Consider the following 19,633-nt stretch of genomic DNA (forward strand, 5'->3'; position numbering starts at 1 on the left):
CTAAATGAACGTAAATTATTTAAAAAGATACATCATCAGTTCTTATGTCCTTGTTTGGGCACTCATTATTTTTGTAGCAGCTCCTGCAAGTTTAGTATTTAAGGTTACACCTGTTATCATGTGGATTGTACGAAATATCGTCGCATGGTCTCCATCATACCTGCTTTTATTTGGATGGAAATATTTTAGGACTGATGAGAAAAGAACAACTTTCCTTAAGCGGTGTTTCTCTGCTAAAGTGTCGTTACTCCCACTTCTATCTTCATTTGGTCTGACATTTGGGCTCAGTGTATTATCACTCTTCATCTACTCACTTATGACCCAAAAAACAATGTTCTCCTACATCAATCTAGGAACCGTATCATTGCCACTTAGTATATTCTTATCATTTACATCAGGTCCGACTGGTGAAGAATTAGGTTGGCGTGGTTATATGAGAGAAGAATTTAATAAAAAGTATCATTTTTTAAAATCCTCTATCTACCAAGGCCTAGTTTGGTGTTTCTGGCATACACTTCTGTGGGTTGTAGATTCAAAATTTACGGACTGGCGTGCCATTCCTTATATTATTGCTAACATAGTTGTGATTACATCTATTACTATTTGTATGAATATTATTTTGGAAAAACATAATAATCTGATTTATTCTATTTTCATGCATTTTGGCTTTAATATCGTTTATGTATTTTTGGATGCCGATATCGGATTTTTTATCATTTTGACCTTGCTATACCTGCTCATCACACCGATTGCAATGCATATACGAAATAGAACTGCGGACAGATTATAATGGGTAAAAGCTTTCATTAACTTTACAAAATTTTGAGTTTAAATGTTCTCCTACAAATTGTCTGTCTAACTGGTTGAAAACATAAAAAAGCGAGATAGATCGTAAAATCAAATGAAGAGAACACCAATAAAAAATCATCTGTTGGTGTTCTCTTCATTTTTAGATTTCTGAAAAAACCTCTTGTCCATGTATCAGTAGGTACCCTTTAACTCTATTTTTCATGAACATTGTTTTATAAACAGTAGATTACAGTCTTAACATATATGGAGATATACAACTATTCTAAATCAACTTATATTCATACCACTTTTCATCTACTTTCTGAAATCCCAAAGCCAAAAACATTCTTTGACTTTGGGTATTAAAAGGATAAATTTGAGCAGTTACCTTAACCATTTCTTTCTCTTTGGCTAACTGTATCATTTCAGAAATACATCGTCTTCCGATCTGTAAATTCTGATACTCTTTGCTGATCACTATAGAAAGCTCTGAATTATCTTGAAGTGTCACATCTCCAACTAACACTCCTTTATATTGGATATAATAGCATGAACCATGTGAAGTTAGGTAATCATACATTTTATGAAGTTTTGTTAGACTGTAAATCTGATCAGTATTATCCACTTGTTTGCAAATCTCACTATCTTGATACCAAAGAAGGGAAATGTCATCATTCCTATAATAAGGAATAAGAGTGATCTGTTCGTCTACTATTCTATTCATTCTTACTTTTTCTTTCATCATAAATGGTTTCTATTTCCATTTAGCTCTATCTTATCAGAAAAATAACCGGTCTTATTTCTGATGGATCTAATCCCGGATCACTTTGATTTTTCTTCTATTTGCAATGAAATTACTCAAGAAACTAATCATGGTAATCAGCCCAATGACAAGAGGGAAAATAAAAGTGAAATACATTTCAAAGCTTATCTTATTTTCTTGTAGCAATCCTGTTCTCCAAAGACCAATCGCAACAAAAATAGCTAGCCCCATCACAATCAAGGTTTGAAGGAAAGTTCTTTTTAGCATCTTTTTCTTTGCCTCTCCTACTTCATCTTCTGAAACCTCATAGATGTCGAGTTCCAAACGATGAATCACTTGCTCTTGTTGGTACAGGGAGTAGCAAAATACTAAAAACGTGATCACACTGACATAATCCGTATTAAACATGAAACTGAGCAGGAATCCGAGGATAATTCCCGACATAAAGAGCATGTACATGTTGTTCCCAAAAGTACTCAATTCTTTTTCCTTGTATTCGTCAAGCTCACCTGTAATATCGTAGAAAGCTTTCACACATTTCAATTGCCAGTTTTTATTCATCATCATCGATCCTCCAAAATAAAGAATTCAAATCCGTCCCAAGCTCTTTTGCTAGATTGATACAGAGATCTAGGGAAGGGTTATACTTCCCATTCTCAATCATATTAATCGTTTGCCTGGAAACTCCAATACTTTTTGCCAAAGCCAATTGAGAAAGTCCAAGATTGACTCTGTATTCTTTCACACGGTTCACTTGGCACCTCCTAAATGTAAATGTGTCAAATATATTTGATACATTTATTTTACAATACTAGTTGCCGGATGTCAACTATATTTGACATCATTTCCTAAAACTATTTTCTCAACTTTAAAAGCATTAAAAAACGATAGACGTCTGTAGCTATCGTTGTGATTTCTTTTATATACTATCTAGAGGTTTCTTCCGATACTTCAATATTCCCCATCACCCAATTGGACATCTTTTTGCCTTTGTCTTTATAAGGGTTAGGAGGAAACAAGGTGAAAGGGGGGATGCTGGCATCTGGGAAGAATAGTTCTACGCTTATCGTTTGCTCGCGATTATGATTGACGTAGGCTGTAAAATAGATATGGTAATGTCCACTCACATCACCACCATTATCATACTCTCCTCTAGCAGTATTTGGCAATAAGGTAACAGATTCTATGTCCTGCTTTTCCCGGGCTAAGTTTGCGATGATCTCACGCTTAATAGCAGTCTCATGATTTCTGACGAAATTCCCATCATCACTATATCCAGGATGCTCACTAAGAGAATAGAAAACAAGGACCATCAGAAAGGGTAGAGAAATTAAAAAAATGATTAGCTTATTTGATTTTAACATGGAGGTTCCTCAATCTACTTATAAAAAATCTTGACCAAATCCTGCTTTGCACTGAGGATACGAGCAACATACACTGTATGCTTCTCCATATAATAAAATGCGAGATAGTTCTCTATTGGAATATAACGATAGGGTTTTCCATCATTCGTCATCTCACCATAGCCCCGGTTTGATACCAGAGGACAGGCTTCTGGAAACAGTTCTAGGGTCTCAAGAGCACTTAATAGCAAATCAACTTTTCCATCTGCAGCTTGCTGGATATAAAAATTCACAAGAATATAGTCGTGAATGTCACGCAAGTCCTGCTTAGCCTGATCTGCAAGAAAGACCTGATAGCGCTTCAACTTAGTCAAGACCAAATTCCTTTCTCACATCGGCTACAGAAGTAACTTTTCCTTGAGCGATTTCCTGGTGCCCCACTAAAATCTCCTTCTTCAAATCTTCAAAGGCTACTTGATACTGCGCGTTCTGCAAATCACTCGAAACAAATTCTTCTGGATCCACAGTCCCGTTGGCAATTTTTCGAAGTGCCGCATTCAGGACATCTGACACAGAAATTTTTTGATCCGCAAGCACCTCTTTTGTTTTCTGGTAAAATATCGCATCTGCCCGAAAATTCACTGCTTTCGTGTTTGCCATTTCTACCTCTCCTTTGTACATACAATTTGTATATACATTCTACCATACAAATGAGAAGGGATTCAAGTGAAAAATGGATTCCTCTTTCACTAAATAAAAGTTGTAAGAGATAAGAAATATGAGTGCGTAATTGGTGACAAATAGTTTTAAACTGAAAAAGGTGATAGATTGTTCTGTCTATCACCTTGTGTTTGCTATTGATCATCTTGTAATTGTACTTTTCTTTTCTAAATCACGACACATACCCATAAATAATACTCTAAAGGCTAGGAATTATGTCAATATTTTGGACTTATTTTGTCACATGCTTCTTTTTTTCTATGACTTCTCTTTCTTTTCTCGAAAATGAAAAAGTTTTTGTCAAGCAAATTTTTTAAAATAATCTTGTTCATGACCTTACGTAACGATGTATAATAGGTATGAGGAGGTGGGTAATGATGGCTAAATACAGAGCAATACCGGAAGGATTTATGACAGTTGGGGAACTTGCTAAGAAAATGGGGGTTACCATCCGTACTCTACAATACTATGATAAAGAAGGGGCTGCTTTCCCCATCGGCAGAAAGTGAGGGAGGTCGCAGGCTTTATACCGATAAAGATATAGTGCTACTCCATCAGATTCTATCTTTAAAATCACTGGGTTTTTCTCTAAAGGATATAAAGAGCCGTTTGATCTCTTTAAAAACACCTGATGATGTTGCTAAAGCTCTTACAGAGCAGGCAGATGTTCTTCGTAAAAATATAGAGCAACTTAAGGATTCTTTGGTCGCAATAGAGCAGTTAAAGGTAGAAGTTTTACAAATACAAACGGTCAATTTTAAGAAATATGCAGACATTATTGTCAATCTACAGATGAAGAATGACTCCTACTCTCTCATTAAGCGGTTTGATGATGATACGCTCGACCAGATACGCAGTCGATTTGACAAGAGAAGCGGGCAAGACTTTATGGATAGGTTGAACCGCCTAAGTGATCAAATCGTGGAGCTTCAAAAAGAAAACGTGCCAGTTGAAAGCGAACAAAGCCAGCAGGTTGTGCAAGAATACTGGAGCTTGATTATGGAGTTTACAAATGGTGATATGAGCATGCTTCCGAAGTTGATGGAGGTTGGGAATATTGATACCGCCTCAAACGCTTGGGAAGAAAAGCAAAAAATCGTTAATGATTATTTAGGGCCTGCTTTACAAGTCTATTTTTCAAGGCTTGGAACCAATCCCTTTGAGGAGGTAGAACCATGAAAGACGCAATAGAGGTTTCTGGATTAAAGAAAAGTTATGGTAGCAATATGGTTCTTAGTGGTCTCGATTTTCAAATCAAACAAGGAGAAATCTTTGCTCTGCTCGGAGTGAACGGAGCTGGTAAAACAACCACGCTTGAATGTATCGAAGGTCTGAGAAAATATGACGAAGGCACTATCGTTGTAAACGGGAAAACCGGAATTCAACTACAGTCCTCCTCTCTACCCGCCCACATCAAACCAATGGAAGCCATAAAGCTCTTTGCAAAATGGAATCATACATACATTGATGATGCTATGCTAAAGGCCCTTGGCATAAAAGAAATGAAGGAGTCGCAATACATAGAATTATCCACCGGTCAAAAAAGAAGATTACATCTTGCTCTTGCACTTATCAGTAATCCGGATATTATTTTTCTCGATGAACCGACAGCGGGACTTGATGTTGAAGGAAGACTATCCCTCCATGAACAAATCCGAAAGCTCAAATCACAGGGCAAGACAATTGTTTTGGCAAGCCACGATATGGCCGAAGTTGAAACCTTATGTGACCGCATTGCTATTTTGAATAATGGAAAGATTGTCTTTTGTGGTACTCCTTCAGAACTGACAGACAGGTTGGGAAGAAACTATTTCATCCATTTAAAGACCCGGGACGGAGAGGAATCTTTTGAAACAGATACGATCGAGGACACTTTGATTTCATTATTGGAAGAATGCAAACAGAAACATATCCAGGTATTGGATATTAAGGTTGATCGTGGTACACTGGAGCAGCATTTCATCGAAATGGCAAGGAGGGGATCGGAATGAATGGTTTTTTATATAGCCTAGCATTACAGTGGAAATTGGACATACGAAGTAAGTCTCTCCTGGTTGCTTACTATATTGTACCGCTTATTTTCTTTCTTCTCATGGGTGGTATTTTTACTTCCGTTATACCTGATATGGAAAGCACACTCATACAGTCAATGATTGTCATGAGTGTTTCCATGGGAGCCTTTCTCGGCTTACCGCCTTCCTTGATTGAAACATACGGAAGCGACATAAAAAAGATTTATAAAGCAAATGGTGTGCCTATTCACTTAGGATTGGTGACCATGCTTCTCTCTGCCTTTGTTCATTTGATAATGACCTGCATAGTGATCCTACTACTTGCTCCAATTTTATTTAAAGCAAGTCTACCGAATCAACTTCCCCTATTCTTTCTCGCACTGGCAATCTACATTTTCGTATCGTTAAGTATCGGAAGTATACTGGGCCTTACTGTAAAAAATCAAGCAAAGCTTACCATGATAGCGCAACTTGTCTTTTTACCCTCAATTATGCTCTCAGGAATCATGTTTCCTAGCAACTTACTACCTGGTTTTCTTAAAGCAATAGGGCGTCTTTCCCCCGCTTCTTGGGGATACCGCTTGATGCTAGATCATGGTTTTGATCTTGAAAATCTTTGGTATCTGATTCTTGTATCCTGTATCTCAGTAATGACTTGTATCCTCCTCTTGAATCGGCAAAAATCTAACTAGGTGTCTGAATAAATCCATGGCAACATTAACTTTTAAGCAAAAGCGACGAGATTGTTACATATCTCGTCGCTTTAGTGTTTTTGGTTGTCTTTATCTAATCTCTGTTATGTTATTGAAACTTCTTGCTCCCATCGTCTGAGGACATCCTTTAAGGGCTCATCAAGATATGTATAGGCCTTATCCTTAATCCAATCAGGTATGCCATAAGCTGCTTCTGCTATACTCCCTGTGATAGCAGCAAGAGTATCACTATCCCCTCCAAGAGAGATGGCATTTCGAATTGCATCTTCAAAATCTGTACTTTCAAGAAAAGCAATGATAGCTTGAGGTACCGTATCCTGACAAGTTTCATTGAAACGATAAGTAGGACGAATTTCATCTAGTGTTTGAGAAAGATTATATCCATACTCTTGCTCTATGTATTCCTTGATGAGTCTCTTGCACTCTGTAGGGTTATCGTTGATTGGTTTTCCATAGTCGCCACTGTAACCTCCAAAGTAATAACGACACATAAAGATAGCATCAGACGTCGCCATAGCTCCCTTGACCCCTTCTGGATGGTTATGAGTCACCTCTGCAGAAAGTCGTGCAAGAGCTCTTCTGGACGGCCAAGCTCCTGTTCTGGCACAGAAACTACAATCCATGACCCAAGCACAAGGAGAAACACGCATGGCTGAGCCATTGCCAAAGCTATTATAAGGGGAGCAATCATTGCTTTGAATCCATGTATTAAACCTAGGCCCGTACCCAGCATCGGGATACATCCTACCATATTTTTTCATGGCGTCAATAAAGTCATCCTTCTGACCACCGTTCATGATGGCTTCAGCAACAGCACAGGTCATAACCGTATCGTCCGTGAAAAAACAATCCTCACGAAATAATGGAAAGTCCTTGGTTTTAATATTGTTCCATTCATAAACTGAACCAACAATGTCTCCAACTATTGCTCCTAGCATAAGATTCCTCCTTACAGCATATCAGATTTCCAATGGATCACTCTTTAAAAACGGCTCAACCAAATCAATCCACTCTTGAGGCAGGTAAGCTGATAAATAGCCATGGTTATAGCCCTTTGCTTCATACAGGATCGTGTTGGGATGTAGCTGATGAAATAATTTCGCTGATGCTTTCACACAGTTCAATTCTTTTTCACCGTAGATATACAGAACCTGCGCCTTGCTAGCAGAAATTGTGTCCTTGAGCTTGTAACGCCCCATATAGGTTTTGTAAATGGTCACCAATGTTTTGATAGGCGTCCTTGGGAGATCCTCCAAATAATATGCTTTTATTTCCTCTGGATAAGCCAGTTTAGGATAGAGTTTGTCCATCATGCTTAATTGAAGTTTGCAAGAGAATTTACTGAACATCAATTTACCAAATAGAGCTACTAGAAAGATGCTGACTTTAGCTAGCCTTGGTTGAGGAATACAGAGGCTTCCATCTATGATGGCCTTCTCAGCTATCTCGCTGTCTAATGTCAAAAGCTCCATGGCAATTTGACCACCAAGTGAAACGCCACCGATCGCAAACACCTTTCCACCACAGTTGGCTTTGACATAGTCTAGGATCTCCAAAGCAGAATCTTCCGTAGAAACATAATCGATTTGATATTCTTCACCGTGGCCATTCAAAGTGGGTAAAATAACACGGTAGTCTTTTGATAAAATCCGTGCTTGACGAAGATAATTCCACCAAGAACTGCCACCGCCATGTATCAGTAAGATAGGAGGCAAATTCTTATCACCAAATTCATGGAATTTCATGTTTAAACTCCTTACTGTAGGACTTTCACTGTATAAATACTTGTTAAATCAGTTTGAACAAGCAGTGATGCCTCATCAAATAGAAAAGTCTCTTACATTGATTATCCAGAATGACCACACGTTACTTTCAATAATTGATATACTAATCTAAAGTTAAAATTACTTTTCCTTACTAATTCTCTTACTCGCCAATATCGTATAAATTAAATAACCAATAAAAATAACATAGCAACCAGTCTTACAACTTACTACTTTTCATATGATAATTTACAAATGTTTTTCCAGCCACTCGATCTTTTTAAAATCCTTATTGTTATTTTGTTCATTTCGATAGGAGTCTTGAGAAGAAGCTTTGTAAATACTTAGATACTGCTCCAGACTTGGAAGACGAAAAGTGATGCCTTCAATGTGAATAAGCTCTATATCTGATTCCGAAACTCCTGCAAAATCTAGTAAGGAATCGATACTTCCAAATTCAACACTCACTCTATCCTTTTGGAATTCATGCTCATGAATATCTATTAAGACGTAGCCTAATTCTTTCATCACTTTCATTATCTTGTCCCAGTCATAAATTCTGAGATGATCAGGTGCTTCCCAACCTCTAGGGTCACCAGGCACATGAATGTCAATGTCAGACGGCCCCCAATTTTCTTTCGTTCTAAACTCCAATCCCAAAGACCCCATCAGTGTCGGTGTAATTCCGACTCGATTTAAATGGAAACAAATGGTTTTAAATTCTTCAAATAAGAGACTCATGTTTACTCTAAACCTTTCATATAAATGTTCGTTATTTCTACTTTATTACCTTGAACAAAATCATCTTCATTTTCTAGAGTATATCCTGTTATTTTGGATACAAATTCTTTTCCTTGCTAATTCTATTACTCGCCAATATAGTATAAATTAAATAAGCAATAAAAATGATAATAAAAATAAGATTAATTTTTAACACAAAATAGAGATTTAACAAATTTGCGAACGCATGAAATAATAGACAGTATCCCACAGATTTCGTTTGACGGTAAAGAAGCCCTAAAACAAAACTTAAAAATAATGTATATATAAAAAATAAAATAAAAGGAAATCCTTGATGACTTTCTCCAACTATAAACCATAAAGGCAGATGCCAAATTCCCCAGATTGAACCTACAATCAAATTAGATTTCCAATAAGTATATTTTTTATCAAGTAACGGCTGTAATATTCCTCTCCATCCTAATTCTTCATGTCCACCACCAAAAAAAATTAGTTGTATAAAGAATAATGGCATCAGATAAATGGATACTCCATTTAATTCTAAGGAAGATACAGAAAATAGTATCAAAATTGCTAACAAATGAATAATGAAATAAATACTACTATTTTCTTTCTTACTAAATAAAAAATGTTTAAATTTTATATTATTCCTTTTCAAATAAAAGCCACTTGCAATAGCTGGTCCAAGTGCACCTACTATATGTAATGTTCTCCCAATAAATGTTTCTAATCCCAAAATATGAGATTGAGTAAAGATGGCAAGAATCCCCCAAGCTATATAAGTAATTCCAAATGTAAAACAAAGATAATTTTTAAAATTCTTTTTGTCAATTTCTGTCATTTTATCGCCCTTATCTTGATTATTTTATGAATAACATTTTTACTGCTTCTTAGTTGCTCTCGATTATAACTACCTATATTCTATCACAAAAATGCAAAAAAAGCCTTACAATCAAGGCTTTTCATTATTGATTCATACCAAGCTTTCTAGGCTTTTACGAGCAAAGCTACACACTCAACGTGTGCTGAGAGCTTTCTTCTATACTAATAGACGAAAGGGTGTGAAAATGATTTTTAAATGATACTGTGGAACGGAACAGTAGCCCTAGTATTGACTACTGTCGTTTCTATTCATATTGGCTATTCTAGGACTGAGATGAAAAAATCTATAAATGCTCAGAATAAAATTGAACCCGCAAATCTCCCCAAAACAATGGTGAGTCATGTACTTGTATTATTCCGAAAAAATACACCTCTGGTGCAGTGAGACAAATTGGTGTATCTTATAGTGGCTTCGTAGATGAAAGCTATACTCTACTATCACTCTTTGATGATGTAGAACAAATTGAAAAAGATAATAGACTTCAGACAGCTATTGATGTTGTCAGAGAACAGTTTGGTTTTTTAGCCATACAAAAAGGAACCGTCCTAACTGAAGGTTCCAGAAATATTGAACGCAGTAAACTTATCGGTGGTCATTCCGCGGGTGGATTGGAGGGATTAAAATGAAACAAGAAAAAAATACAGTACAATTTTCAGAAATCCGTAGCAAAGGATGTAATGATATTGAAATGCTTGAAAGATTTTTACATGGAATCGTTGAAACAGCAACTTCAAAACTTCGTCAGAGAAAACTCAAAACAACTGAAATATCGATACGACTAGTACATGCTAAATCTGAAAACCGATTACCATTGGAATTTACATTTAGCATTAAGCCAACAAGCTCATCTGTGATAATCTATACTGAGGTAATCAATCGCTTTAAAGAATGTTACACAGGTGGGGGAATTCAAGGTTTTACGATTCAATTTGATAAAAATACCCTTGCCTCTGCATAGAAAGGATTTGATATGATTGACCGTTCATATTTACCATTTCAATCAGCAAGAGAGTACCAGGATACAAAGATGCAAAAATGGATGGGCTTTTTCCTATCTGAACATGCATCAGCACTCTCTGATGATACAAACAAAGTAACGTACATGTCTGACTTATCACTAGAGAAGAAATTATTACTCCTCAGTCAAGTATACGCCGGGCAGCTACGCACACGCATTCAAGTGATTGAAAAAAACAAGCGTGTTTCCTACACTGGAACAATACCAAGTCTGACCAAAGATTTCATTTTGATAAAAACTACAACAGGTCACATCAATTTGAAATTAAAAGACATTATTAGTATTGAACTTGTCGAGGAGGTGCTCTATGAATCAGCTTGAGTTTCAGCGTAATCACCTACAAATGGACTATTATAGCGAGAGCTACCAAGATTTTGAACGTGACTTCTACCGCTACTCTAACATGAATATTCCATTGACCTTCCTAACTGATGATATCCTAAAAACAATGGCGACTTCACGTAAGAATTACTTTGTCCTCAATAAGGAAAAGTCCAGAGATAACCGCGATCACTTCTTCATATTTGAAGTAAGTACCGTAGATGAGAATCCGCTAATCTATCATTATACATATAAGAAAACTACAATATATTTAGCAGAAAAATAGGAGCAGTTCAATTGACTGTTCCTATTTTTAATATTCATAAAATCTAAAGTCTTTATACTCTTTAACAATGGAGTCGCCAACCAGAACAGACTATACTGACCAGCGACTACCTTAAATTTAATGTTTCAGATTTATTTTCTTATCTCTAATTTCATAAACTACATCTGCTACATTTTCGAGTAATCGTTTATCGTGGGTGATAAACACGATAGTTCCGGTGTACTCCTTCATTAGTATTTCCAAAGCCTCTAAACTTGGTATGTCAAGGAAGTTACTGGGTTCATCCATTATTAGGATGTTATATCTACCCATGAGCATTTTAGCAAGCAACAATTTTATAATTTCTCCACCGCTTAAAACAGATAAACTTTTTCCAATATCGTTCTGTTTGAACCCCATAGATGCTAGCACTGAACGAATTTCTGATATATTGTAGTCACAATCCTTCTGCATAAACTCCATAACATTCTGATTACTGTTGTACTTGTAACCATTCTGTGCAAAGTAACCTATTTTTGCCTTAGGCGAAATAGAAATTCCTTCTTCATGGTTTAAGATCATTTGGATTAAAGTTGTTTTTCCGATTCCATTACCACCAGTTAACGCCACTTTTGCTCCTAACGGAATTTGAAAAGATGCATTTTCAAACAGAGCCTTATCCCCAAATACTTTATTAATTTCTGCACCGACTATAGGGTATGGATTATGGAGCTCCAATGCTTTACTTTGCCTGAAACGAATTCTGCGAATGCCTTCCGGAGCTTCTACTTTTCCTAAGGCCGCAATCCTGTGCTCTAGGGTTTTAGCAGCATTATACATCTTTTTTTCCTTACTTCCTATTGATTTTTGATGAGCTAAACGCCCTCCGTCTTCAGTACTTTTTTTCTTTGAAGAACCTTTTGCCTTCTGTTCTATTTTACGAGCCTGTTTTCGCTTTTCCTCCGCAGCCCTTTCCAATCGGGCACGTTCCGCAATAAATTGTTCGTATTCTGCAGCTTGGCTCTTACGTTCTTCCTCTTTCTGACGAAGATAATCAGAATAGTTTCCCCAATACTCAGTGATTTTGCCATCTTTCAGTTCCCATATTTTATCTACTATTTCATCAAGAAAATAGCGGTCATGGCTAATAACTAACAGTGCACCTGTAAAATATTTTAGCTGTCCTATTAGAAAATCAATTCCTTCACGGTCTAAATGGCTCGTAGGTTCATCCGCTAAAATACCATGAACCTGTGCCGATAAGGCCTGTGCTATTTTAAGCCTTGTTTCTTCACCACCGCTCATAGTCTGTATATTTAATTGCTCAACACCTAGCTTGCCTACAAGTGCAAAATCTTTTTCCTCCTGCAGAGTTACTTCGTCCAACTGGGGAATATAGGCAAGTTCACCCAGACGATTCATTTTACATCCTGGGGGAGTTAATTCTCCTAAAAGTACCCTGAGTAAAGTGCTTTTTCCAGCACCATTTGCTCCTACTAAACCAATACGGTCATAATCATATACTTCTAATTCATTTATATCTAAAACATCGCGTCCTTTGAATTCCACACGAATGTCTTTTGCTTTTAATATTAATTCCATAACATTTCCTCCTGTCTATAATCGCATGCTTTCATTTGCTTGTATGCAGGGAAAACCCTGCGATTTTAGCAGGAAGAGTTACATGAAAATAAGATACATAAATATTCCTCCAATATTGTTTATTTTAAATCTAATTTTCTAACCTCAGTTATCATTTGGCAAACTATAGCAATGCCAATAATTAAAATACCTGATAGTAAAAACCAATGATTTACACCGATTTTATCAGCAAAGAATCCAGAAAGAATTAACCCAATTGGCATAGCAAGTGACATGATACTTCCGATCAAAGAAAATACACGTCCTAAATATTCAGGCTTAATTTTCTCCTGAAAAAGAGCTGTTTGCACACCGCTATAAAATGGCACCGAAAGCCCCATTATTGCACAGCAAACTACGAATATTACAAATCCATTTGGAGGAAGTATTCCCGAAACGGCTAAACTGGTCCCCATTATAAAAAATGAACTTGTTATTAGTAATACATGCTTTTCGAAGCCCCCTAATCTTCCTAATAATAAGCCTCCTGCTAGCATCCCAAATGCAAAGGAAATTTCCGTAATAGAAATATGCACAGGCGTTCCATTAAAGTGTTCCATGCTTATTAAAGGAAATAGTGCATTGATTGGCATATAAACAAAAGTATATAGTGTTCCTAAGAGTAATAAGGCAAACAATCCTTTGTTTTGTCTCAGAACCACAACTCCTTCTTTCATCTCCCTTATGAAATTTGGTTCTAAACTTTGCACTTGATTACCCAGCTTAGGTATACGTACAATTGCTACCGTAATAGATGCAATCACAGCACCCAATACGTCGATGGCAATAATAGCATTTAAATCCCAAACGGAGTATAAGAGTGCTGCAACTGCCGGACTAACAATATAGCTTATAGACTGCAAAGACTGACTATAGCCTGCGCATTTCGTTAGCTGTTCTTCTGGTACTAAAAGTGGTGTAACCGCATTGAGTGCTGGGGTATGAAAAGCTGTTCCAATGCTACGGATAAACAATACTATCATAATCATCCAGACAGGTAGCTCCATACAGAATGCAACAATAGCAAGCACTGCACCAGCTGCTGCGATAATTAAATCGGCACCAATCATTATCTTCTTCCTATCATGACGATCCACTAGCACACCAATGGCAGGTCCCAAAATCGCATAGGGTAAAAAACCTACTAATGAAGCCATAGACAAGACCATCGCAGATCCTGTTTTTTCTGTAAGGTAAAAAATAATCGCCATTTGCAGGATGGCACTAGTGATTAATGATACTGCTTGCCCTGCCCATATTGCATAAAATTTTCGTTTCCAATTGTTGTATTTTTCCATTTATATTATCTCCTGCATATTATTTTGCTTGAATTTCTATTTTGAATAGCATTCTAGGCAATAAAAAATGCAGGCCAAACCCCACAATGTGGCTTTTGGTCTGCATACATACAATTTGGAAACATTCATATTAAAGACATAGTTAAATAAAGGTATAGTTAAATAACCAATATCCTCACCGTAACTAATGAATGCTCAATATCGTATAAATAAGCACAACAAAAAAGCCTATCATCGGGTATAGATTCTGCTTTTTTTATTGCCAGCTTATCTTAAACGCATTGAGGCTGTCATAGTTTCGGTTCCTCCTACATCTTTGTTTATATCAATTTATAGTATAACACAACAAGATGATATGTTCAATATAAAAGTTATGGAATGAGACTCATACTTCCAATTCGATGCCAGATTTAAAGGATATGACGAAGTTTTCTTCATAGACTGTAACGCTCTGGATTATCTTCCTTAGTAGCAAGCGATTAGCTTTCACAAAATCTTCTGTTTGTAGTTTTAAAAATTCATCAGGATTTTCTAACTCAACCTCAAAATATTTCATTTTACATTCCCTCATTTCATTTATTGATAAATTGAGTTTGCAAAAAAGAGTGGACAATTTTTGTCTACTCTTAACCTTTAAAATAGTTTTTTTTAATCGATTTGAAGTTGCCTAAATTATTACTTATTCGGTAAAATGAAGTATTGCTTTCAACAGATTTCCTTCAACTACACTTCACTTGATTCAAACAAGGTGGGTACATTTCTATTCCCACAAACTCCTTGTCAATGGAAACAAACACGTACCCACAGGGTAAATGGAAATAGAAACTGATAATTTCTAGCTATCACTTCTACTCATTCCAAAAATTTTCTCACTCTGATACTTACCCACCATAAAGCAAAAAGCCTTGCAATCAAGGCTTTCATTATCCCTTTCGTTCAAAGGTTTCTAAGCTTTTACGAGCAGAGCGACACACTCAGCGGTTCGCTATCTCCGTTCTGTCTGCGTGCTAGCACTTGTCAATCACGGACAGCTATCGCATGGGCGGAAGTAAATGCTAATCTTCGTCGTTTTACTCCTTGACTAGCAAACTTACCGCCTCAACATGTGGAGTTAGTCAACATCTATATTATATAACGAAAGTGATAGAGTTGTTGTTTAAAATTAAACTTTAGAATGAAAATATTTAAAAAAAGTAGATCACTTTTAGAAGTGTCCTACTTGTATTATTTTTATTTAAAAAGGGATAAATCCTTAACAAAAGGGGTGTACTCCCGCGCCTTCGGGAAGGAAAAAAAGAAATGGCGCAAAATCAAGGTTTTATTTTTGAAATTTACCAGAAAATACCCTTAATGAAAGTAACGTAGTTCTTGTTGATGGTCATAGTGTGTTCTATTGATGCACGTTCAACGGTTACTAGATTTAGGTTAAAATCGTTAAAGCCCATATCATAGTTTAAAAAAGCGATTATACAAAAACTTGTATATCGCTCTGTTTGTTCACTTACTTTGACAAAGTGGAGGTATCTATCCTCAAGGTCCTCAATGCATTCCATACTGCCAGTAGCGTTACACCAACATCTGCAAAGATTGCCTCCCACATATTAGAAATTCCCAATCCACTTAGAACCAAGAAAATTAGTTTAACTACAATAGCCAAGGTCATGTTTTGCCGAGCTATTCTGACTGTCTTTTTAGCCAGTCGAATGACTTGAGGAAGTTTTCCAAGGTCATCATCCATCAGTACAACATCTGCTGATTCAATGGCTGCGTCCGAACCTAGCCCTCCCATAGCAATACCAACATCTGCCCTAGCAAGAACCGGTGCATCATTCACTCCATCTCCAACAAAGGCAACAGCCTGCTGAGACTGAGTCAGAATTTCCTCAAATGTACTCACCTTATCCTGAGGCAAGCAATCTCCAAATGCATCATTGAAGGCAAATTGCTGTGCAAATTCATCAACCACTGCCTGACGATCACCTGAAAGGAGAACCGTTTTTTTAATTCCGACCGCCTGTAAATCCTTCAAGGCCTCGATGCTCGTCTCCTTCACTTGGTCTGTGATAAGGAAATAGCCTAAAAAGTGACTGTCCTCTGCCAAATAGAGAACTGTTCCTGTGCTGTCAATAGCTGGATAAGCAATCCCTTGAACTTCCATTAATCTAGCATTCCCAAGATAGAGCTGTCTGCCATCTATCCTACCGGACATGCCCTGCCCTGGTAGCTCGGTAATCTGACTCACCCTATTCTCGTCCACTTCCTGTCCATAGGCTGTTCGAATCGAGTTTGCGATTGGATGATTGGAATAGCTTTCCAAATGGGCAGCGAGGTACAGAATATTATCCTCGATACCTTCTGCGTTGACAACGGTATCTACCGCAAAGATACCTTTTGTAATTGTCCCCGTCTTATCAAATACGACCGTATCCAACTTGGCAAGAGCCTCTAAATAATTCCCACCTTTCACTAAGACACCTAATTTAGATGCTCCCCCTAGCCCGCCAAAGAAACTCATTGGTACCGAAACCGCAAGAGCACAAGGGCAAGAAATGACTAAAAAGGTAAGTGCCCGATAAAGCCAAATCGACCACTCCCCTAAACCAAGCAAGGGAGGCAGGCTTGCAAGTAGAAAAGCGATTCCGACAACCACTGGTGTATACACACGCGAAAAACGTGTGATCATCCGTTCCGTCTCCGCTTTTTTATTGCTTGCATTTTCAACTAATTCCAAAATTTTGTTGACCGTTGATTGCGAAAAAGTCTTACTCACTTCAATTACCAATGGACTAGTCAAATTGATCACACCACTTGTAATGTCCTCACCAACGCCAATTTCCCTAGGCAGTGATTCTCCTGTCAAGGCTGACGTATCCAGAATAGAACGACCTTCTCTGACCAGACCATCTAGGGGCACCTTCTCCCCAGGCTTAACTAAAATATGGTCCGCAACCCTTACTGTTTCAGGGTCTACTTGAACGGTTTCTCCCCCCTCTAGTCTCCAAGCCTTATCCGACCGAATATCCATCAATCGTGCAATGGACTGACGAGATTGAGAGGTGGCCTTATCTTGGAAATACTCCCCAATCTGATAAAAAAGCATGACGGCTACTGCCTCTGGAAATTCTCCCAAGAGAAAGGCTCCTAAGGTCGCGATACTCATCAAAAAGTTTTCATCAAAAAGATTACCACGTTGAATATTTTGAACCATCTTGATAAGAACCTTATGGCCGATAATGATATATAGGGTCAGATAATAGACCAGACGAATCCAGAAATACTCCTCTGGCAGGAAAAAGCCGAAGGCAAATAGAATCATAACAGCAAGTAGCAGCTCTTTCGCCCAATCTCGTTTTTCTGGAAGTGCCTCTTCCTTTTTCTCACTGATAACTTCGATTCCAGGTTCAATAGCATCCACCAAGTCAATAATTTCCTTATCTATCCCATCTTCGCTTTTTGTTTCCAAAATCAGCTTTTGAGCTATCAGATTGACAGTGGCAGATTCTACCTGCTCCAATTGATTGACAGCACGTTCAATCTTAGCAGCACAATTGCCACAGTCAATTCCTCGAAGTTCATACTCTTTCTTCATGTTTTTCCTCTTTCAAATGTTTCAGTGTCAAAGACAAGACTGCTGCGACATGATCGTCCGCAAGTTCATAATAGGTCATCCTTCCTTTTTTCTCCCCCTTGACCAATTGGCAGTCCCGCAGATAGCGTAGTTGGTGAGAAATAGCAGACTTGGTCATCTGTAACGCAATCGCTAAGTCTCCGACACAAATTGGATTTTGCCGTACTGCTTGTAAAATCAACAAACGAGTTGGGTCAGAAATCGCCTTAAAAAAATTGGACATATTTAGCAATGTAACGGTATCAAACTCCGTCTCATGGACCCCTTGAATTAAATCTGGATTACAAGCTGTTAAACACTGTGACATATTTTCTATTCCTCCTATACTAAAGTTGTATCAAGTAACATCATGATTAGAAATCCGGCCATAACCCCACTTGTCGCAATATCGGTATTCTTGTGCTCTTGAGCACCTGGCACAAGTTCTTCCACTGCAACATAAATCATGGCTCCCGCCGCAAATAAGAGAGCATAAGGTAGTAGCTGGGTCATAGACATAACAGCATAGGCCCCTAAAACAGCTGCAATCGACTCAACAATCGCTGACATGGCGCCATAGTAGAAAGCTGATTTCCTACTTCGCCCTTCTACCCGTAGTGGCAAGGACAAGGCAGAGCCTTCTCGAATATTTTGGATGCCAATTCCCAAGGCCAATCCAAGGGCACTCATTCACGTAAAGGAAAGTCTAGTTGCGAGATTTGCCACACTAGCAAATGCCACACCAACTGCTAAGCCCTCTGGTATATTATGAAACACTACCGCCAGATAAAGCAGCATGGTCTTTGATAAGGGTCTTTTGGGATTCAAAATCCCTTCCTTATCACTCATCTGATGATTCAAATGTAGGTCGGGAACCAAATAATTAATAAAGCGGATAAATAAGCCCCCGACAATAGAACCAACAGCCGTCGTCAACCAGTAAAATCTGTTCGTAGCTATTGACTGGCTATAGTCCAAAGAAGGGACAAGCAAAGGCCAGACTGCCGCTGCCGTCATAATGCCCGCTGCCAAGCCCATCATCATATCCATGAATTTTTGATGAATGGTTTTGACAAAAAAGACCAAACTAGCACCGATAAGGGTACAAAACCAGTTGAATAAGCCAGCTAATAAAGCTTGCATTACTGGTGATAGAGAAGAAAAATTACATCTCATACCTCAATAATCGATGATTCAGTTGAACAACCACTCAACTATTATCATTATAGTTGAACACTCGCTCAATTGTCAAGGAAGAAAGTAAAAAAGCTATGAGAAATCCCCATAACTTTGTAAATTATTGAAGCAATCTCGTGTTCTTAGAGAATATCACAATGCCATAAAAAGCCCAAAGGACTATTTGGAATTATCATATCATATAACGCTTCGACACAATTTAACGATTACTATATTGAGAAACAAACTTTACTCCTCAAGAAAGTTAGATGTTCCCAATGCTATCCGTAAGAGTACTTAAAACCTTGAAACATACTGATTTCAAGGTTTTTATAACGTGTTATTGTATCACCTAATTTCTACTGATTTCCATAGATCAAACCTTTCGTGATTTTTTCATATAGGTGGGTACGTTTCTATTCCCTCAAACTCCTTGTCAATGGAAATAAAAACGTACCCACAGTGTAAATGGAAATAGAATTTGAGAATTCCTAACTATCACTTCCACTCACTCCAAAAATTACTTACTCTAATACTTCCCCACCATAAAGCAAAAAGCCTTGCAATCAAGGCTTTTCAT

At 37.6% G+C, this 19,633-nt stretch carries 22 protein-coding genes and 2 pseudogenes; 8 read left to right on the plus strand and 16 right to left on the minus strand.

Annotated features, from left to right (window positions below):
* The first annotated feature begins 4 nt into the window (after window positions 1–4).
* Window positions 5–790 carry a CPBP family intramembrane glutamic endopeptidase gene (locus H7T92_RS03745; RefSeq protein ID WP_201037114.1) on the plus strand — a complete coding sequence of 262 codons (786 nt, stop codon included), beginning with the start codon at window positions 5–7 and terminating at the stop codon, window positions 788–790.
* A 282-nt stretch (window positions 791–1,072) separates the two neighbouring features.
* Here the strand turns inward: H7T92_RS03745 and H7T92_RS03750 are convergent, their stop codons facing one another.
* From H7T92_RS03750 to relB, 6 genes are all read right to left on the minus strand, one after another.
* On the minus strand, window positions 1,073–1,513 hold the full coding sequence (locus tag H7T92_RS03750) for a GNAT family N-acetyltransferase (RefSeq protein ID WP_201037178.1): 441 nt from the start codon (window positions 1,511–1,513) through the stop codon (window positions 1,073–1,075).
* A gap of 87 nt (window positions 1,514–1,600) precedes the next feature.
* A complete protein-coding gene (locus H7T92_RS03755; RefSeq protein ID WP_037615666.1) occupies window positions 1,601–2,119 on the minus strand; it encodes a DUF3278 domain-containing protein in 519 nt (172 codons plus the stop codon).
* Entirely contained in the window at window positions 2,106–2,306 is a 201-nt protein-coding gene (locus H7T92_RS03760; protein ID WP_003003382.1) for a helix-turn-helix transcriptional regulator, read from the minus strand. The genes H7T92_RS03755 and H7T92_RS03760 overlap by 14 nt, the downstream gene beginning before the upstream one ends.
* 172 nt (window positions 2,307–2,478) lie before the next feature.
* Window positions 2,479–2,916 carry a hypothetical protein gene (locus H7T92_RS03765; RefSeq protein WP_201037115.1) on the minus strand — a complete coding sequence of 146 codons (438 nt, stop codon included), beginning with the start codon at window positions 2,914–2,916 and terminating at the stop codon, window positions 2,479–2,481.
* 14 nt (window positions 2,917–2,930) lie between these two features.
* Window positions 2,931–3,269, minus strand: a complete 339-nt coding sequence (locus tag H7T92_RS03770; protein WP_201037116.1) for a type II toxin-antitoxin system RelE/ParE family toxin — start codon at window positions 3,267–3,269, stop codon at window positions 2,931–2,933.
* Complete coding sequence (gene relB, locus H7T92_RS03775; RefSeq protein ID WP_201037117.1) at window positions 3,262–3,555, minus strand: type II toxin-antitoxin system RelB/ParD family antitoxin; 294 nt, start codon at window positions 3,553–3,555, stop codon at window positions 3,262–3,264. The genes H7T92_RS03770 and relB overlap by 8 nt, the downstream gene beginning before the upstream one ends.
* Window positions 3,556–4,041: 486 nt before the next feature.
* Between relB and H7T92_RS03780 the strand changes: the two are divergent.
* From H7T92_RS03780 to H7T92_RS03790, 3 genes and pseudogenes are all read left to right on the plus strand, one after another.
* Window positions 4,042–4,794, plus strand: a pseudogene (locus H7T92_RS03780) (MerR family transcriptional regulator); the annotation flags it as partial.
* Window positions 4,791–5,606 carry an ABC transporter ATP-binding protein gene (locus tag H7T92_RS03785; RefSeq protein ID WP_201037118.1) on the plus strand — a complete coding sequence of 272 codons (816 nt, stop codon included), beginning with the start codon at window positions 4,791–4,793 and terminating at the stop codon, window positions 5,604–5,606. The pseudogene H7T92_RS03780 and the gene H7T92_RS03785, both read left to right, overlap by 4 nt.
* Window positions 5,603–6,319 carry an ABC transporter permease gene (locus H7T92_RS03790; protein ID WP_201037119.1) on the plus strand — a complete coding sequence of 239 codons (717 nt, stop codon included), beginning with the start codon at window positions 5,603–5,605 and terminating at the stop codon, window positions 6,317–6,319. The genes H7T92_RS03785 and H7T92_RS03790 overlap by 4 nt, the downstream gene beginning before the upstream one ends.
* 104 nt (window positions 6,320–6,423) lie before the next feature.
* Here H7T92_RS03790 and H7T92_RS03795 read toward each other — a convergent pair whose 3' ends face one another.
* The 4 genes from H7T92_RS03795 to H7T92_RS03810 form a co-directional block, all read right to left on the minus strand.
* Window positions 6,424–7,278, minus strand: coding sequence for an ADP-ribosylglycohydrolase family protein (locus H7T92_RS03795; RefSeq protein WP_201037120.1), 855 nt, complete (start codon window positions 7,276–7,278; stop codon window positions 6,424–6,426).
* Window positions 7,279–7,299: 21 nt separating this feature from the next.
* Window positions 7,300–8,085: an alpha/beta fold hydrolase gene (locus H7T92_RS03800; RefSeq protein WP_201037121.1), complete on the minus strand. Its 786-nt coding sequence runs from the start codon at window positions 8,083–8,085 to the stop codon at window positions 7,300–7,302.
* A gap of 267 nt (window positions 8,086–8,352) precedes the next feature.
* Entirely contained in the window at window positions 8,353–8,844 is a 492-nt protein-coding gene (locus tag H7T92_RS03805) for a nucleotidyltransferase (protein WP_201037122.1), read from the minus strand.
* A gap of 88 nt (window positions 8,845–8,932) precedes the next feature.
* Entirely contained in the window at window positions 8,933–9,685 is a 753-nt protein-coding gene (locus tag H7T92_RS03810) for a CPBP family intramembrane glutamic endopeptidase (protein WP_201037123.1), read from the minus strand.
* 422 nt (window positions 9,686–10,107) lie between these two features.
* On the opposite strand from H7T92_RS03810, the gene H7T92_RS03815 reads away from it, so the two are divergent.
* From H7T92_RS03815 to H7T92_RS03830, 4 genes are read left to right on the plus strand one after another with little or no spacing between them, the layout of a single operon-like run.
* Complete coding sequence (locus H7T92_RS03815) at window positions 10,108–10,353, plus strand: hypothetical protein (RefSeq protein ID WP_001813542.1); 246 nt, start codon at window positions 10,108–10,110, stop codon at window positions 10,351–10,353.
* Window positions 10,350–10,685, plus strand: a complete 336-nt coding sequence (locus H7T92_RS03820; protein ID WP_000806926.1) for a DinB/UmuC family translesion DNA polymerase — start codon at window positions 10,350–10,352, stop codon at window positions 10,683–10,685. The genes H7T92_RS03815 and H7T92_RS03820 overlap by 4 nt, the downstream gene beginning before the upstream one ends.
* Window positions 10,686–10,697: 12 nt before the next feature.
* On the plus strand, window positions 10,698–11,066 hold the full coding sequence (locus H7T92_RS03825) for a hypothetical protein (RefSeq protein WP_000567222.1): 369 nt from the start codon (window positions 10,698–10,700) through the stop codon (window positions 11,064–11,066).
* A complete protein-coding gene (locus H7T92_RS03830; protein ID WP_001072467.1) occupies window positions 11,053–11,352 on the plus strand; it encodes a DUF5960 family protein in 300 nt (99 codons plus the stop codon). The genes H7T92_RS03825 and H7T92_RS03830 overlap by 14 nt, the downstream gene beginning before the upstream one ends.
* Window positions 11,353–11,469: 117 nt before the next feature.
* On the opposite strand, the gene msr(D) is transcribed toward H7T92_RS03830, so the two are convergent.
* The 6 genes and pseudogenes from msr(D) to H7T92_RS10405 all read right to left on the minus strand — a co-directional run bounded on the left by msr(D) (window position 11,470) and on the right by H7T92_RS10405 (window position 19,053).
* Window positions 11,470–12,933, minus strand: a complete 1,464-nt coding sequence (msr(D), locus tag H7T92_RS03835; protein WP_000420313.1) for an ABC-F type ribosomal protection protein Msr(D) — start codon at window positions 12,931–12,933, stop codon at window positions 11,470–11,472.
* A 119-nt stretch (window positions 12,934–13,052) separates the two neighbouring features.
* Window positions 13,053–14,270 (minus strand): macrolide efflux MFS transporter Mef(A), encoded by a 1,218-nt coding sequence (gene mef(A), locus H7T92_RS03840; RefSeq protein WP_000417519.1) that lies wholly within the window; start codon window positions 14,268–14,270, stop codon window positions 13,053–13,055.
* A gap of 385 nt (window positions 14,271–14,655) precedes the next feature.
* The gene (locus H7T92_RS03845) at window positions 14,656–14,826 is read right to left on the minus strand and encodes a hypothetical protein (RefSeq protein ID WP_000873143.1); all 171 of its coding nucleotides are present in this window, start codon (window positions 14,824–14,826) and stop codon (window positions 14,656–14,658) included.
* A 945-nt stretch (window positions 14,827–15,771) separates the two neighbouring features.
* Window positions 15,772–17,859: a heavy metal translocating P-type ATPase gene (locus H7T92_RS03850; RefSeq protein WP_201037124.1), complete on the minus strand. Its 2,088-nt coding sequence runs from the start codon at window positions 17,857–17,859 to the stop codon at window positions 15,772–15,774.
* Window positions 17,843–18,205, minus strand: coding sequence for an ArsR/SmtB family transcription factor (locus tag H7T92_RS03855; RefSeq protein WP_201037125.1), 363 nt, complete (start codon window positions 18,203–18,205; stop codon window positions 17,843–17,845). The genes H7T92_RS03850 and H7T92_RS03855 overlap by 17 nt, the downstream gene beginning before the upstream one ends.
* Before the next feature lie 14 nt (window positions 18,206–18,219).
* Window positions 18,220–19,053 (minus strand): annotated as a pseudogene (locus H7T92_RS10405) (ZIP family metal transporter).
* Window positions 19,054–19,633 lie beyond the last annotated feature (580 nt).

The organism is Streptococcus parasanguinis, from assembly GCF_016648855.1.
GTDB lineage: Bacteria > Bacillota > Bacilli > Lactobacillales > Streptococcaceae > Streptococcus > Streptococcus parasanguinis_L.

Bases quoted from the DNA above. Each gene is read 5' to 3' on its own strand.
- H7T92_RS03810 (WP_201037123.1), bottom strand. From the start codon at position 9,685: ATGACAGAAATTGACAAAAAGAATTTTAAAAATTATCTTTGTTTTACA.
- H7T92_RS03825 (WP_000567222.1), top strand. From the start codon at position 10,698: ATGATTGACCGTTCATATTTACCATTTCAATCAGCAAGAGAGTACCAG.
- H7T92_RS03745 (WP_201037114.1), top strand. From the start codon at position 5: ATGAACGTAAATTATTTAAAAAGATACATCATCAGTTCTTATGTCCTT.
- H7T92_RS03800 (WP_201037121.1), bottom strand. From the start codon at position 8,085: ATGAAATTCCATGAATTTGGTGATAAGAATTTGCCTCCTATCTTACTG.
- H7T92_RS03805 (WP_201037122.1), bottom strand. From the start codon at position 8,844: ATGAGTCTCTTATTTGAAGAATTTAAAACCATTTGTTTCCATTTAAAT.
- relB (WP_201037117.1), bottom strand. From the start codon at position 3,555: ATGGCAAACACGAAAGCAGTGAATTTTCGGGCAGATGCGATATTTTAC.
- H7T92_RS03820 (WP_000806926.1), top strand. From the start codon at position 10,350: ATGAAACAAGAAAAAAATACAGTACAATTTTCAGAAATCCGTAGCAAA.
- H7T92_RS03845 (WP_000873143.1), bottom strand. From the start codon at position 14,826: ATGAAATATTTTGAGGTTGAGTTAGAAAATCCTGATGAATTTTTAAAA.
- H7T92_RS03795 (WP_201037120.1), bottom strand. From the start codon at position 7,278: ATGCTAGGAGCAATAGTTGGAGACATTGTTGGTTCAGTTTATGAATGG.
- H7T92_RS03765 (WP_201037115.1), bottom strand. From the start codon at position 2,916: ATGTTAAAATCAAATAAGCTAATCATTTTTTTAATTTCTCTACCCTTT.
- H7T92_RS03830 (WP_001072467.1), top strand. From the start codon at position 11,053: ATGAATCAGCTTGAGTTTCAGCGTAATCACCTACAAATGGACTATTAT.
- H7T92_RS03855 (WP_201037125.1), bottom strand. From the start codon at position 18,205: ATGTCACAGTGTTTAACAGCTTGTAATCCAGATTTAATTCAAGGGGTC.
- H7T92_RS03750 (WP_201037178.1), bottom strand. From the start codon at position 1,513: ATGAATAGAATAGTAGACGAACAGATCACTCTTATTCCTTATTATAGG.
- H7T92_RS03790 (WP_201037119.1), top strand. From the start codon at position 5,603: ATGAATGGTTTTTTATATAGCCTAGCATTACAGTGGAAATTGGACATA.
- H7T92_RS03785 (WP_201037118.1), top strand. From the start codon at position 4,791: ATGAAAGACGCAATAGAGGTTTCTGGATTAAAGAAAAGTTATGGTAGC.
- H7T92_RS03850 (WP_201037124.1), bottom strand. From the start codon at position 17,859: ATGAAGAAAGAGTATGAACTTCGAGGAATTGACTGTGGCAATTGTGCT.
- H7T92_RS03755 (WP_037615666.1), bottom strand. From the start codon at position 2,119: ATGATGATGAATAAAAACTGGCAATTGAAATGTGTGAAAGCTTTCTAC.